General features: G+C 71.1%; 14 protein-coding genes. 3 read left to right on the forward strand and 11 right to left on the reverse strand.

What is annotated here, in order from left to right:
* The first annotated feature begins 41 nt into the window (after positions 1-41).
* Entirely contained in the window at positions 42-1,169 is a 1,128-nt protein-coding gene (locus BP68_RS03845) for an alpha/beta hydrolase family protein (protein WP_496369290.1), read from the forward strand.
* Positions 1,170-1,274: 105 nt separating this feature from the next.
* On the opposite strand, the gene BP68_RS03850 is transcribed toward BP68_RS03845, so the two are convergent.
* From BP68_RS03850 to pyrF, 5 genes are all read right to left on the reverse strand, one after another.
* Positions 1,275-2,540, reverse strand: coding sequence for an Hsp70 family protein (locus BP68_RS03850; protein WP_496369291.1), 1,266 nt, complete (start codon positions 2,538-2,540; stop codon positions 1,275-1,277).
* A 103-nt stretch (positions 2,541-2,643) separates the two neighbouring features.
* A complete protein-coding gene (locus BP68_RS03855) occupies positions 2,644-3,615 on the reverse strand; it encodes a M14 family metallopeptidase (RefSeq protein WP_496369292.1) in 972 nt (323 codons plus the stop codon).
* Positions 3,612-4,607, reverse strand: coding sequence for a Bug family tripartite tricarboxylate transporter substrate binding protein (locus BP68_RS03860; protein WP_496369293.1), 996 nt, complete (start codon positions 4,605-4,607; stop codon positions 3,612-3,614). The genes BP68_RS03855 and BP68_RS03860 overlap by 4 nt, the downstream gene beginning before the upstream one ends.
* Before the next feature lie 103 nt (positions 4,608-4,710).
* Complete coding sequence (locus tag BP68_RS03865; protein WP_496369294.1) at positions 4,711-5,607, reverse strand: LysR family transcriptional regulator; 897 nt, start codon at positions 5,605-5,607, stop codon at positions 4,711-4,713.
* Between the two features lie 16 nt (positions 5,608-5,623).
* A complete protein-coding gene (gene pyrF / locus BP68_RS03870) occupies positions 5,624-6,448 on the reverse strand; it encodes an orotidine-5'-phosphate decarboxylase (RefSeq protein ID WP_496369295.1) in 825 nt (274 codons plus the stop codon).
* Positions 6,449-6,561: 113 nt separating this feature from the next.
* On the opposite strand from pyrF, the gene BP68_RS03875 reads away from it, so the two are divergent.
* Positions 6,562-7,521 (forward strand): glycosyltransferase family 32 protein, encoded by a 960-nt coding sequence (locus BP68_RS03875; protein ID WP_496369296.1) that lies wholly within the window; start codon positions 6,562-6,564, stop codon positions 7,519-7,521.
* Positions 7,522-7,546: 25 nt separating this feature from the next.
* The gene (locus BP68_RS03880; RefSeq protein WP_496369297.1) at positions 7,547-8,446 is read left to right on the forward strand and encodes a DMT family transporter; all 900 of its coding nucleotides are present in this window, start codon (positions 7,547-7,549) and stop codon (positions 8,444-8,446) included.
* Positions 8,447-8,507: 61 nt separating this feature from the next.
* On the opposite strand, the gene BP68_RS03885 is transcribed toward BP68_RS03880, so the two are convergent.
* The 6 genes from BP68_RS03885 to def all read right to left on the reverse strand — a co-directional run bounded on the left by BP68_RS03885 (position 8,508) and on the right by def (position 13,042).
* Positions 8,508-9,698 carry a phosphoglycerate kinase gene (locus BP68_RS03885; protein WP_496369298.1) on the reverse strand — a complete coding sequence of 397 codons (1,191 nt, stop codon included), beginning with the start codon at positions 9,696-9,698 and terminating at the stop codon, positions 8,508-8,510.
* A gap of 91 nt (positions 9,699-9,789) precedes the next feature.
* Positions 9,790-10,125 (reverse strand): AzlD domain-containing protein, encoded by a 336-nt coding sequence (locus BP68_RS03890; RefSeq protein WP_496369299.1) that lies wholly within the window; start codon positions 10,123-10,125, stop codon positions 9,790-9,792.
* Positions 10,122-10,871: an AzlC family ABC transporter permease gene (locus tag BP68_RS03895; RefSeq protein WP_496369300.1), complete on the reverse strand. Its 750-nt coding sequence runs from the start codon at positions 10,869-10,871 to the stop codon at positions 10,122-10,124. Before BP68_RS03895 ends, BP68_RS03890 begins: the two co-directional genes overlap by 4 nt.
* Positions 10,872-11,028: 157 nt before the next feature.
* Positions 11,029-11,991, reverse strand: coding sequence for a methionyl-tRNA formyltransferase (gene fmt, locus BP68_RS03900; RefSeq protein ID WP_496369301.1), 963 nt, complete (start codon positions 11,989-11,991; stop codon positions 11,029-11,031).
* Between the two features lie 20 nt (positions 11,992-12,011).
* Entirely contained in the window at positions 12,012-12,533 is a 522-nt protein-coding gene (locus tag BP68_RS03905; RefSeq protein WP_496369302.1) for a hypothetical protein, read from the reverse strand.
* Entirely contained in the window at positions 12,530-13,042 is a 513-nt protein-coding gene (def, locus tag BP68_RS03910; RefSeq protein ID WP_496369303.1) for a peptide deformylase, read from the reverse strand. Before def ends, BP68_RS03905 begins: the two co-directional genes overlap by 4 nt.
* Positions 13,043-13,105: the final 63 nt, after the last annotated feature.

Here is a 13,105-nt window from a genome sequence, read left to right on the forward strand (position 1 = left end):
GTGCGCCCCGCTCCCTTTCCCATCTCTTTGGCACATTGCATATGAAACAACCAGTCCTGCTAGCGGCATTGGCCGCAGGCATCTCCCTTCTCCTGACGGCTTGCGGAGGGGGCACCGACGATCGTGGCAGCCGCGAGCAGCAGTACGCCAAGCGCTGCTCCGTGGCCAGCGCAGAGAAGGACGCCCGGCGACTGCCCGTACCGACGGGCGCGCATTGCCTGGGCAAGGCGTATTACACGCTCCAGGACACGCACCGGGTGGAGCCCCTCCCCAGCGAAGTTCAGCGCCACCGCGAAGTGGGCGTCACCATCTGGTACCCCACGACGGAGCAGGCGGGTGGCGCGGTGTCGGAGTATCTGGCGCCCGAGATCGCCCAGATCCTGGGGGCCGACCTGGCCGGACTGGGCGCGGCGGTCTTTGACGTTGGCACCCACTCCCGCCGGGGCGTGCCCGTGGCCGGCGGGCGCCATCCGGTCGTGCTGTTCTCGCCGGGCGTCGGCTCCCTGTCGGCGCTGCATGCCAGCTTGGCGGAAGACATGGCGAGCCACGGGTATGTGGTGGTGGCGGTGGACCACCCCTATGTTTCCGGCCCGGTGCGCTTGCTGGACGGAACCCTGGCCGTGAACGATGGCCTGGACCCCGAACTGCTGTTCACGCTATCGCATGTGGTGGTGGACGACCTGCGCTTCGTCCTGAACTGGCTGGTTGCGCAGAATGCCGACGCTGCGCATTTACTGGGCGAGCGGCTCGACCTGCGGCGCGTGGGTGCCTATGGCCATTCGTATGGCGGGTCCGCGGCGCTCCAGCTGGCGCGTTCGGACTCCCGCGTGCAGGCGGGGGTCAACCTGGACGGTTCGGTGTTCGGGGACCTGTCCGGCAGCTGGAACTTCCCCTTCCTCCTGCTGGAGTCTGAGCACCTGCAGGGCGCGCCCCGCGATCCGACCCTCGAAACCGTGTGGAGCGCGCGCGGAGCCGCGGCGGAGCGCGTGGAGCTGGCAGGCATGGAGCACAACAGCTTCACCGACACCAAGTACCTGCTGAGCCTGCACAAGGGTGTGCTGACCCCCGAGCTTGCCGAGGCCCTTGGCATCGGCCAGGGCGATGCGACCACCGAGATCTCCCGCGTGCGCCAGCTGACGCGGGGGTTCCTGGGGCGCCACCTGCGCTGAGTGCGTCGCCGCCACGTCCCGGGCGATCACGGGGCCGCTGAGGCTGTGTAATCTTTATGAAAAATGGCTTTGACGCCCGTAGATAAAGCGTTTGAAGCTATTAAATCAGGAGCTTTCGCGGGGCGTGACGGCCAGGCCGGCGGCCACGCCGCCGAACAGGTCGCCCTCGACCTGGGGCGTGTGCGGGAAGGCCCGGGCCAGGGCCTGGCGCAGCGGGCGCAGGGCCGAGGAGCCGCCGGTCAGGTACAGCGCGTCGATGTGCCCGGTGTCCAGCCCCGCGCGGTGCGCGCATTCCAGCGCGCAGGCCACCACCTGCTCCAGCGGCGCGGCCAGGTGGCGGGCCAGCCCGTCGGGCGTGACGCGGGCCGCCAGGCCGGGCGCGATCCAGCCGAGCGGCAGCGGCGCGTCGGCGTCGGCCTGCGAGGCGGCGATCTTGCCGCGCTCCACCGCGTCGGCTACGCGGTGGCCCAGGCGCTGCTCCAGCACCGCCATCAGGCGCGCGTGCAGGGCCGGGTTGGCGTAGTCGGTGCGCAGGGCCTGGGCCTCGCGCAGCGCCTTGGGGCCGTAGCGCCACTGGATCAGGTGCCAGGTGGCCAGGTCGAAGAACACGCTGGCCGGCACCTCGCGGCCCGAGGGGCCGGTGTGGCGAAAGCCCAGCAGCGGCATGACGAGTTCCAGGTTCAGGCGCCGGTCGAAGTCCGTGCCGCCCACATGCACGCCGGTGGTGGCCAGGATGTCGCCGCTGCGGTCGGCCCGGCTGCTGCGCTGCGGGCCCAGGCGCACCACGGTGAAGTCCGAGGTGCCGCCGCCGATGTCCACCACCAGGGCCAGCGTCTCGCGCTCCACGCGCCGCTCGTAGTCCAGCGCGGCGGCGATGGGCTCGGGCAGGAAGGACACCTCGGCAAAGCCGGCGTCGAGCGCGGCCTGGCGCAGGGCGTCCTCGGCCTGGCGGTCGCGCGCGGGGTCGTCGTCCACGAAGTGCACGGGCCGGCCCAGGCGCACCCGCGCGGGCATGCCGCCCAGCGCGGCCTGGGCCTGCTGCGCCAGGCGGCGCAGGAACAGGCTGATGATGTCCTGGTAGCTCACCAGCCGGTCGTGCACGGCGGTCTGCTCCTGCAGCAGCGCGCTGCCCAGCAGGCTCTTGAGCGAGCGCATCAGCCGCCCCTCCGTGCCCTCCAGGTACTGGGCCACGGCGTCGCGGCCGTAGTGGGTGGTGTGTTCCTCGGCGTTGAAGAACAGGGCCGTGGGCATGGCGCTGGCGCTGCCCTCCAGCGCGATGGCCCGCACGGGTCCGCCCGCGCGGCTGGCCGCCATGGCGGAGTTGGAGGTGCCGAAGTCGATGCCCAGGGTGGTGTCGGAAAGGAGAGCCATGCGCGCTGGCGGGGAGCCGGAAAGAAAAAAAGGGGCGCCATCATCCCCGATTTGGGCCGGCCCCGCGCCGTGCCGGCCCCCAATTCCCGTCCACAGAGCTTGGCTACAGGGCCCGGCGCGTGGCGTAGCGCACCACGGTCACGCCGGCGCGCGCCTGGCGCGTGCTGGGCATGACCAGCACGCAATCGTCGTAGGGCGTGGTGACGGGCTTGCCGTCGTTGTCCCCTATCACGGTGCCCGCCTGGGCGATCACCTCCAGGCCGGTGAATGGCTGGGTGAAGCGAAAGCGCTCGCTGGCGGCGACCACGGGGCCGGTGACCTCCAGCGCCCACTGGCGCGGCGCGTCGGGCAGGCGCCAGCCGGGCAGCAGGCGGTCGAGCGCGGCCGCATCCAGCGTGCCGGCCGCCTGCAGGAAGCGCAGGCACTGGTCCTGCGCCACGGCGCGGCTGGCCGGGTCGCCGTGGAAGCCGCATTCGACGAGCAGCGAGCGGCTGTCGCCGGCCTCGGCGTCGGGCAGGCCGAAGCGGCCGTAGTCGCGCATGCGCGTGCCGTCCTGGTGGCCGGCGTCCACCACGATGTGCTCGGGCGCGCCCATGGCGCGGGCCAGTTCCAGGTTGCGCGGCTGCACGCCGGTGAGCAGCAGCGGCGCGCAGGGCTCATGCATGGAGTGCAGGTCCAGCAGCCAGTCGGCCTGCTGCACAAAGGGGCGCAGTGCGGCGGCGCGGCGGCGCTCCTGGGTGTCGGCGGCGTCGATGCGCGCGTCGCTCCACTGGCGGTTCATGTCCTGGTCCACGAAGCGCGAGGCGTCGTGGCGGGCCGCATCGAAGCGGTCGAAGGCCGCCAGGTTGCACAAGGCCAGCGTGAGGGTGCCGCGCTGCGGGCGCAGGCCCGATTCCAGCAGGCCCTTGAGCGCCCAGGCGCCGCACAGCTCGTTGCCGTGGACCAGGGCGCTGATCATCACGTGGCGGCCGGGCAGGCCCGAGTCGAAGCGCCACACGCCCTCGGTGCCGGTGTTGCCCGCGCGCCAGGCGCCGAGGTCGGGCGCGGGCAGGTCGAATTGCAGGGAATGGCTCATTCTTCGATCTTCGCGAACTGCACGATCTTGGTGTATTTGGCGATTTCCTCGGCCCAGAACTTCGGCAGGTTCACGTCGGGCGAGGCCACGCCCGAGCCCGCAGCGGCCATCTTCTGGCGGAAGTCGGGCGACTGCAGCGTGTCGTTCAGCGCCTTCTTGAGCTTGGCCGCCACCGGCGGGGGCAGGTGGGCTGGGCCCATCAGGGCGAACCAGCTGGAGATGTCCACGTTCTTGAACTGCGGGAACTCGGCCAGCGCAGGAATGTCGGGCGTGGCCGGCGCGCGCTGGGCCGCCGTGGTGCCCAGGGCCACCACCTTGCCGGCCTTGATGTGCGGCAGGCCGCTGGAGAGCACGAACACGCCGAACTCCAGGTTGTTGCCCACCAGGTCGTTGGTCAGCGGCGCCACGCCGCGGTAGGGGATGTGGGTCATGAACAGGCCGGCCTGCTCCTTGACCATCTCGCCGGCCAGGTGCAGCGCCGTGCCCACGCCCGAGCTGCCGTAGCTGAACTTGCCGGGGTTCTGCTTCACGCGCTGCGTGAAGTCGTTGGCGTTCTTCACGCCCGTGGCGGTGGACGCCACCAGCACCAGCGGCTGCGAGCCGATCAGCCCGATGGGTGTGAAGTGGGCGGGGCTGTACTTCACGCTCTTGGTGACCAGCTTGGCGATGGCCAGCTCGTTGCTGGCTCCCACCAGCAGGGTGTAGCCGTCGGGCGCGGCGTTGGCGACCTTCTGCGCGCCGATGGTGCCGCCCGCACCGCCCAGGTTCTCGATCACCACGGGCTGGCCCAGGCGGGTGGACAGCTCGGCGCCCACCAGGCGCCCCATGAGGTCCGTGCTGCCGCCGGGCGGGTAGCCCACGACGAGGGTGATGGGCTTGGCGGGGTAGGCGGTCTCCTGCGCGGTGGCGGGCACCGTGCACAGCAGGGCCAGGCCGCCGGCCAGCAGGGCCGCGGCGTGGCGGCGCGAGGGGGTGGGAGTCGTGGTGGGCATGGGTCTCCTCTGGTATGCGTTGTGTGGGGTGGCCGCATTGTGCGAAGCCGTGCACTGCAGCACGGTGCAAAAATGGCACGGCCCTGTGCCAATTCGTGGCGGGTCAGCGCCGCGCCATGGCGCTCCACAGCGTCTCGGCCAGGGGGCTCAGGCGCCGCTTGGGGCGGTACAGGCGCACGTCGAAGCGCAGCTCCAGGGCCTTGTCGCCCGCGGGCGCCAGGCGAGCGGCCTGGCAGTCCGCATGCACCATGGACCAGGGCAGCCACGACACGCCCAGGCCCTTGAGCACGTACTCGTAGTTCGCGTCCGGCGAGTCGCATTCCAGCAGCCGCTGCAGCCGCGGCCGGGCGGGGTGGTGGGCCAGGTGGTCCTCCAGCAGCCGGCCCAGGGCTAGCGTGCGCGCATAGGCCACATGCGGGACCGGCGTCTGGCTGTCCAGGGTGTAGAGCGGTGCGCCCCGGGCATCGGCGCGGGCCATGGGCACCAGCCGGTCGCTGGCCAGCGTGAGGTGCTGGAACTGCCGCGCGTCCAGCGGCACGACCAGCGTGGGGTGGTGGTAGAGGATGGCGAAGTCCGCCTCGCCGCGCTGCAGGCCGTCCACCGTCTCGGCCAGCGAGCCGGTGCGGATGCGCAGTTCGCCGTCCGTGCCCAGCAGGGGCCGCAGCCGCACCAGCCAGTCGGCCACCAGGGTGCGGGCCAGCGTGCGGCCCGTGGCCAGCGTCACCGTGCGGGCGTGGCGCCCGGCAATGGCCTGCAGTTCCTCGTGCGACTGGGCCAGGCCGCGGGCCATCTGCTCGGCCGTCTCCAGAAAGGACTGGCCCGCCGGCGTGAGCCGCACGGGCCCGCCGCCGCGCTCGACCAGCGGCGTGCCGGCCCAGGCCTCCAGCGCGCGGATGCGGCGCCCGAAGGCCGGGTGCGTCACATGGCGCAGCTCCGCCGCACGGGTGAAGCTGCGCTCATGGGCCAGCGTGATGAAGTCTTCCAGCCATTTGAGCTGCATGGCTGGCCGCGGGGCGTCAGCTGCGGGCGGCGTTGAGCGCGGCGCGCGTGGCCTGGGCCGCGCTGCGGGCGGCGGCGGCGAAGTCGGCGCCGCCCGAGGCGTAGAGCACGGCGCGCGACGAGTTGACGATGATGGGGCCGTCCGGGCGCAGCCCGGCGCGCACAGTGGCGGCGGCGTCGCCGCCCTGCGCGCCCACGCCGGGGATCAGCAGCGGCAGCGTGGGCGCCAGGGCCCGCACGCGCTCGATCTCGGCGGGGTAGGTGGCGCCCACCACCAGGCCGAGCTGGCCGTTCTTGTTCCACGGGCCCTGGGCCTGGCGCGCCACATGCTCGTACAGCAGCGGCTGGCCTTCCACGCTGGCCAGGCGCTGGGCCTGCAGGTCGTCGCCGCCGGGGTTGGAGGTGCGGCACAGCAGGAAGGCGCCCTTGTCGTGGTAGTCCAGGTAGGGCGCGATGGAGTCGAAGCCCATGAAGGGCGAGAGCGTCACGGCGTCGGCGCCGTAGCGCTCGAAGGCCTCGATCGCGTACTGCTCGGCCGTGGAGCCGATGTCGCCGCGCTTGGCGTCCAGGATCACCGGCACATGCGGTGCGTTGCAGCGCATGTGCTGCATCAGCCGCTCCAGCTGGTCTTCGGCGCGGTGCGCGGCGAAGTAGGCGATCTGCGGCTTGAAGGCGCAGACCAGGTCGGCCGTGGCATCCACGATGGCGGCGCAGAAGTCGTAGATCTTGTGGGATTCGCCACGCACCGACTCGGGAAAGCGCGTGGGTTCCGGGTCCAGGCCCACGCACAGCAGGGAGTCGTTGCGCGTGGTGGCGTCGCGCAGCATGTCGAGGAAGGTCATGGCCGTGATTTTAGGAGACCGCCGGCACGGCGTGGACCGCAGGCGACAATCGGGCGCCGGCGCGGCGCGCGCCGCCATCCCTTCCTTTCTTTCTTCCTGCACCGCCGCCCCCCATGCCGACCCTCGTCCCCGCCAGCGTGCTGCGCGCCGCCCTCCAGTTGCTGACCCTGCTGCGGCCCGCCAGCGCCGCCGCGTATCCGGGCTCGGCGGTGCCCACGGTATTCCGGGGGGCAGGCGCGGCGGCTGCGGTGCGCGGCCCCATTCCGCGGCGCATATGGAGCTACTGGAATGGCCCGGACCAGGATCCCGTGGTGGCCCGGTGCATCGATAACTGGCGCCGGCAGTGCCCGGGCTATGCCATTGAGGTGCTCAACGCGGGCAACCTGGAGCGCTTCGTGGCGCCCGGGGACCTGCCGCAGGGCTTCGAGCGGCTCGACCCCACGAAGCAGGCAGACTGGCTGCGCCTGTACCTGGTGCGCCACCATGGCGGCTTCTGGCTGGACGCATCCATCGTGCTGACCCAGTCGCTGGACTGGCTGCAGGCGCACCAGCAGGCGCAGGGCAGCGAATTCGTGGGCTTCTTCCTGCAGGGCTTCACCCGGGATGCGCGCTGGCCGGTGGTGGAGAGCTGGGCCTTCGGTGCCCCCGCGCATGCACCCTTTGTGGCCGCGTGGCAGCAGGAGTTCCACCACGCGCTGATCGGGCAGGGCAGCGGCGCCTACCTGGCGCAGCTGCACGGCAGACCGGCGGGTGCCGAGCTGCTGCAGGGTATTGCAGACCCCGAGTACCTGCTCATCCACGTGGCGGCCCAGCAGGTATTGCGCCGCGACAATGCCTACCGCCTAGCGCTGCTGTGCGCCGAGGACACGGCCTACTACTACCAGAAGGCGCTGTTCTGGAAGTGGTACCTGCTGTACCCCCGGCTGTGCCTGATGCCCGCGCAGGGCGCCAGCGCGCCGCTGGTGAAGCTGCGCGGGGGGGAGCGGCGGCATTTCTCCGCCCTGCTGGCACACCATGGGGGCGCCCGGCGGGGCAGCCTGTGGCAGCGCGCCTGCGCCGCGGAGCAGGAATAGCCCGGGCACGGCACAATCGCGCGCCATGCCCGCCTTTTCCCGCCGCCAGCTCATCGTCCTCGTGCTCCTGACCCTGGTGTGGGGCTTCAACTGGCCGGTGATGAAGATGGGCGTGTCGCACTTCCCGCCGCTCACCTTTCGGATGAGCTCGCTGTGGATAGGTTTGCCCGTCCTGGCGCTGGTGATGTGGCGGCAGAGGCTGCCCTTCACCATACCGCGCGCGCACTGGGGGCGGGTGGCGCTGCTGGCCCTCACCAACATGGTGCTGTGGCATGCGCTGATGATCCTGGCGATCCCGCTGCTGTCCAGCGGACGCGCGGCCATCCTGGGCTACACCATGCCCATCTTTTCGGCCGTGATCGGCGCGCTGTTCTTCGGCGACCGGCTGGCCGGCCGCGCCTGGGGCGGCGTGGCGGCCGCGGCGCTGGGCGTGGTGCTGCTGCTGTGGCACGAAGTGGGCGCCCTGGGCAGCCGGCCCGCGGGCATGGTGCTGATCCTGGTGTCCGCCGCGAGCTGGGCCATGGGCACGCAGCTGCTGCGCCGCCTGCACGTACCTGTGCCGCTGCTCACGCTGTCGTTCTGGATGGTGGCCATCACCTGCGCCGTGCTCACGGTGCTGGCGGCGCTGTTCGAGCATGAGCGCTGGCAGGTGCCCGACCGCCAGGCCTGGATCGCCATCCTCTACAACGGTCTGCTGGTGCTGGGCTTTGCGCAGACGGCCTGGTTCTTTCTGGTGCGCACGCTGCCGCCCGTGGCCTCCACGCTCAGCGTGATGATGATCCCGGTGCTGGGCGTGTTCAGCGGTTCCCTGTGGCTGGGCGAGGTGCTGCGCTGGCAGGACTGGGCCGCCGTGGGGCTGATGGTGCTGGCGATCGCCTCGGTGCTGTGGCCGGCGCGGGCCGCGCAGGCGCAGGAATACAAGTAAAAAGAGCTGCTGGCGCTTATGGGGTAAGCGTCAGCAGCTCTTGTTTTAATAGCGATCGGGTTTATCCCGCGCGCTTTTGCAGGATCTCGAACGCGGGCAGCTGCTTGCCCTCCAGCACCTCCAGGAAGGCGCCGCCGCCGGTGGAGATGTAGCCCACGTCCTTGTCGATGCCGTACTTGGCGATGGCCGCCAGCGTGTCGCCGCCGCCGGCGATGCTGAAGGCGCTGGATTCGGCGATGGCCCGGGCAATGGCCTGGGTGCCGCCCGCGAACTGGTCGAACTCGAACACGCCGACCGGGCCGTTCCAGACGATGGTGCCGGCCTGCTTGAGCTGCGCGGCCAGCCGGGCCGCGGTCTCGGGGCCGATGTCCAGGATCATGTCGTCCTCGGCCACCTCGGTGGCCTTCTTCACAGTGGCCGGGGCGTCGGCGGCGAAGGTCTTGGCCACCACCACGTCGGTGGGGATCGGCACCTCGGCGCCGCGCGCGGCCATGGCGGCGATCACGGCCTTGGCCTCGCCCAGCAGGTCGGGCTCGGCCAGGCTCTTGCCGATGGGCAGGCCCGCGGCCAGCATGAAGGTGTTGGCGATGCCGCCGCCCACCACCAGTCCGTCCACGTTCTTGGCCAGGCTTTGCAGGATGGTCAGCTTGGTGCTGACCTTGGATCCGGCCACGATGGCCACCAGCGGGCGCTTCGGGTTGGCCAGGGCCTTGGTGATGGCGTCGATCTCGGCGGCCAGCAGCGGGCCGGCGCAGGCCACCTTGGCGTACTCGGCGATGCCGTAGGTCGTGCCCTCGGCGCGGTGGGCGGTGCCGAAGGCGTCGTTCACGTAGATGTCGCACAGGCGCGCCATCTTCTGGGCCAGCTCGGGGTTGTTCTTCTTCTCGCCCTTGTTCACGCGGCAGTTTTCCAGCAGCACCACCTGGCCGGGCTGCACGCTGACGCCGTCCACCCAGTCGGCCACCAGCGGCACCTCGCGGCCCAGCAGCTCGGACAGGCGCCGGGCCACGGGGGCCAGCGAATCCTCGGGCTGGAACGCGCCCTCGGTCGGGCGGCCCAGGTGGCTGGTCACCATGACGGCGGCGCCGGCGTCGAGCGCCATCTGGATGCAGGGCACGGAGGCGCGGATGCGCGTGTCCTCGGTGATGCGGCCGGCATCGTCCTGCGGCACGTTGAGGTCGGCACGGATGAACACGCGCTGGCCACGGGCCTGGCCCTGGGCGCAGAGGTCGGAGAAGCGAAGAATGTGCATGGGATTCGAGGGGGAAAGGTGCCGCGCCGTCACGGTGCGGTCATGAAAACTGCGCGGATTGTAGGCGGCCCGGTAACCGCCTTGTAACCCTTTACCAGCCCAGCCCGATGTGCAGCGGCAGGTAGATGGCCATGCCCACGACGATGGTGCCCAGGATGTCGCGGCGCCAGAAGTAGTAGCCGGTGGCGCAGACCAGGGCGGGCAGCCGCGCGTCCAGGAACGTCCGGATCAGCGCGCCCTGGCTCATCAGCAGCTCGGGCGCGATCACGGCGGCCAGGGCCGCCAGGGGCGCGTACTTCAGGCCGCGGCGCAGCCAGTCGGGCATGGGCAGCTCGCGCTCGGGAATCATGAAGAACGTGCGCGTGAGCAAGGTGATGACCGCCAGGCCCAGGATGGCGATGGCGGGTTCGACCCAGGACCAGTTCATGCGTCGCCTCCCGCCGCACGGGCGCGCGCGCGGCGCAGCGCGCGCTCGGCCGTCTCGGCTGCCAGGCCGGCCGTGACGGCCGCGGCGATCGCCACCAGGATGTTGAGCTTGAGCGGCAGCGCGAAGGTGGCGATGGCCGCCGTGCAGGCCACGGCGGTGGCCAGCCAGGTGGTGCGGTCGTTCAGCATGGACAGCAAGATGCCCAGCAGCGCCAGCACGCCGGCGAAGCCCAGGCCCCAGGACAGCGGGATGGCGTTGGCCAGCAGGATGCCGGCGATGGACGGCACCTGCCAAGCCAGCCAGTTGGCCGCGGCCGCGCCCCAGAAGTACGGCACCTGCTCGGGCTGGGGCTTGGGCCGGGGGAAGCGCTTCATGAAGCTCACGAAGATCACGTCGCCGCTGAAATAGCCCAGCGCCAGCCGCTGGCGGCGCGGCAGATGGGCGAAGTAGCTGCGCCACATGCTGCTGAAGATCACGAAGCGCAGGTTCACGCAGGTGGCCGTGAGCCACACCACCCACAGCGGCGCGCCCGCCACCATCAGCGGCAGCACGGCCAGCTGCGCGCTGCCAGCGTAGACGGCCAGCGACATGAACAGCGCCAGCGGCACGGACATGCCGCTCTTGGCCATGGCCACGCCCGTGACCAGGCCCCAGGCGGCGATGCCCAGGCAGGTGCCCGCCATGTCGCTGACACCCTGGCGAAAGGACGGGTCGCGCAGCCAGCGGCGCAGGGCATGGGTGTTCATCTCAGTGATCCATGGCACTGCGTTTGCCACTGGCGCAACCCAGGCGAGGGCCGCCGTGCAAGGGCCGCCCCGCCGCACGGGCGGCGTCCCCCTGCCCGCAGCGCGCAGTGCTGCGAGAGCGGGGGGAAGGCCCGCAGGGCCTCAGGGGGGTGCTGCTTCATCCCAGCAGCATGCCCGGCGCGAGCGCGAAGCCGCGCAGGAAGTCCGAGGCCGGCAGGCGCTTGCCGCCGGCGCGCTGCAGCACCGTCAGGCGCAGCACGGTGCCCGCGCCGCAGGCCACGCCGATGCCGCCATCGTTGATGAATAAAATCTGCCCGCAAGGCGCATCTGGCAAGCGCTGATAGCTATCAATTTCGCAGCTCCAGACCTTGATGGCATCGGCGCCCAGCGCGGTGGCCGCGCCGGGGAAGGGGTCGAAGGCGCGCACGCGCCGGGCAATCACCTCGGCCGGCTGGTGCCAGTCGATGGCGCTCTCGGCCTTGTCGATCTTGTGCGCATAGGTCACGCCCTCGGCGGGCTGCGGCGTGGCCGTGAGGCCGCCGCAGGCGGCCATCTCCAGCGCCTCGACGATCAGCCGCCCGCCCAGCAGCGCCAGCCGGTCGTGCAGCGTGGCCGTGGTGTCGGTGGGCGTGATGGCGGTCTTCTCCAGCAGCAGCATGTCGCCGGTGTCCAGGCCGGCATCCATCTGCATGATGGTCACGCCGGTCTCGGCGTCGCCGGCTTGAATAGCGCGGTGGATGGGCGCGGCGCCGCGCCAGCGCGGCAGCAGGCTGGCGTGGATGTTCAAGCATCCCAGTCGTGGCATGTCGAGAACCCACTGCGGCAGGATCAGGCCATAGGCGGCCACTACCATCACGTCGGCCCGCGCGGCCTCGATGGCGGCCCGGGCGGCGGCGGCGTCCTCGGGGTATTTGCCGTCCAGGCGCAGGCTCAGCGGCTGGGCCACGGCGATGCCGACGGCCTGCGCGCACTGCTTGACGGGCGAGGCCTGCAGCTTCATGCCGCGGCCGGCGGGGCGGTCGGGCTGGGTCAGCACCAGGGGCACGGTGAAGCCCGCGGCCAGCAGGCGTTCCAGGGCCACGCGCGCGAAGTCGGGCGTGCCGGCAAAAATGACTCTCATGCGGAGGGCGGCAAGGGTGGTTAGAAGCGGGGGTCGGGGTCGTTCATGCGCTCGTCGGTGAACATCACGCGCTGCACCACGCCCGATGGATCGATGTGCACATGGGCCTGGCGGGGCGTTCCATTGTCCAGGATTCGGTAGGTCCAGATATCGCCATGGAAGCTGGCCACCTTCTCCACCAGCGCGGGCGGGCCGAAGGTGCGCCGGACGTCATCGCGCGTGTCCACGCCGTTGCGCAGGGCGTAAAAGTGCTCCGGCGTCAGCACCTGGGTGACCCGCACCAGGCGCTGCGCGCCGTCGAATTCCATGTGGTAGACCTGCTGCCCCGCGGGCTGGCGGCTGTAGACCAGGCGTTCGCCACCGCCAGCCAGCGGCAGCGCCAGCGTGGGGCGGCCCATGGCGCGCTCGATGTCGGCGCGCGGCGTGCCGGGCTCCTGCCATTCGGGCACGGCGCAGCCCGAGAGGGCCGCGGCTAGCAGCAGGCCGGCCGCGCCGCTTGTGCTCCAGCGCAGTGAACCCACAGGCGCTGGCAGGGGGGTCATGCGCGTGTGGCCTGTTTCTGCTGCTTGAGCAGCTTGGTCTTGATGCGGTTGCGTTTGAGGGGCGAGAGGTATTCCACGAACACCTTGCCCAGCAGGTGGTCCATCTCGTGCTGGATGCACACGGCCAGCAGGCCCTCGGCCTCGATCACGCGGGACTGGCCGTCCGCGTCCAGCGCGCGCGCATGCACGGCCAGCGAGCGCTCCACGCCGTCGTAGATGCCGGGCACGGACAGGCAGCCCTCGTCGCCCAGCTGCTTTTCGGGGCTGGCCCAGGTGATCTCGGGGTTGATGAGCACCAGGGGCTGGTCGCGCTCTTCCGAGACGTCGATCACCACGATGCGTTCGTGAACGTCCACCTGGGTGGCCGCCAGGCCGATGCCGTTGGCGTCGTACATGGTGGCGAACATGTCGTCCACGATGGCGCGGACGCGGTCATCCACCGCAGCCACCGGCTGGGCGATCTTGTGGAGACGGGGATCGGGGTAACAGAGAATGGGAAGAATTGCCATGGCAGCGGGCTCAATATGTCGCTATTTTCGCCACTTTTGCCGCGCGATGCCGGGAGCGCCCGC

The sequence above is a fragment of the Diaphorobacter oryzae DSM 22780 genome (genome assembly GCF_059568935.1).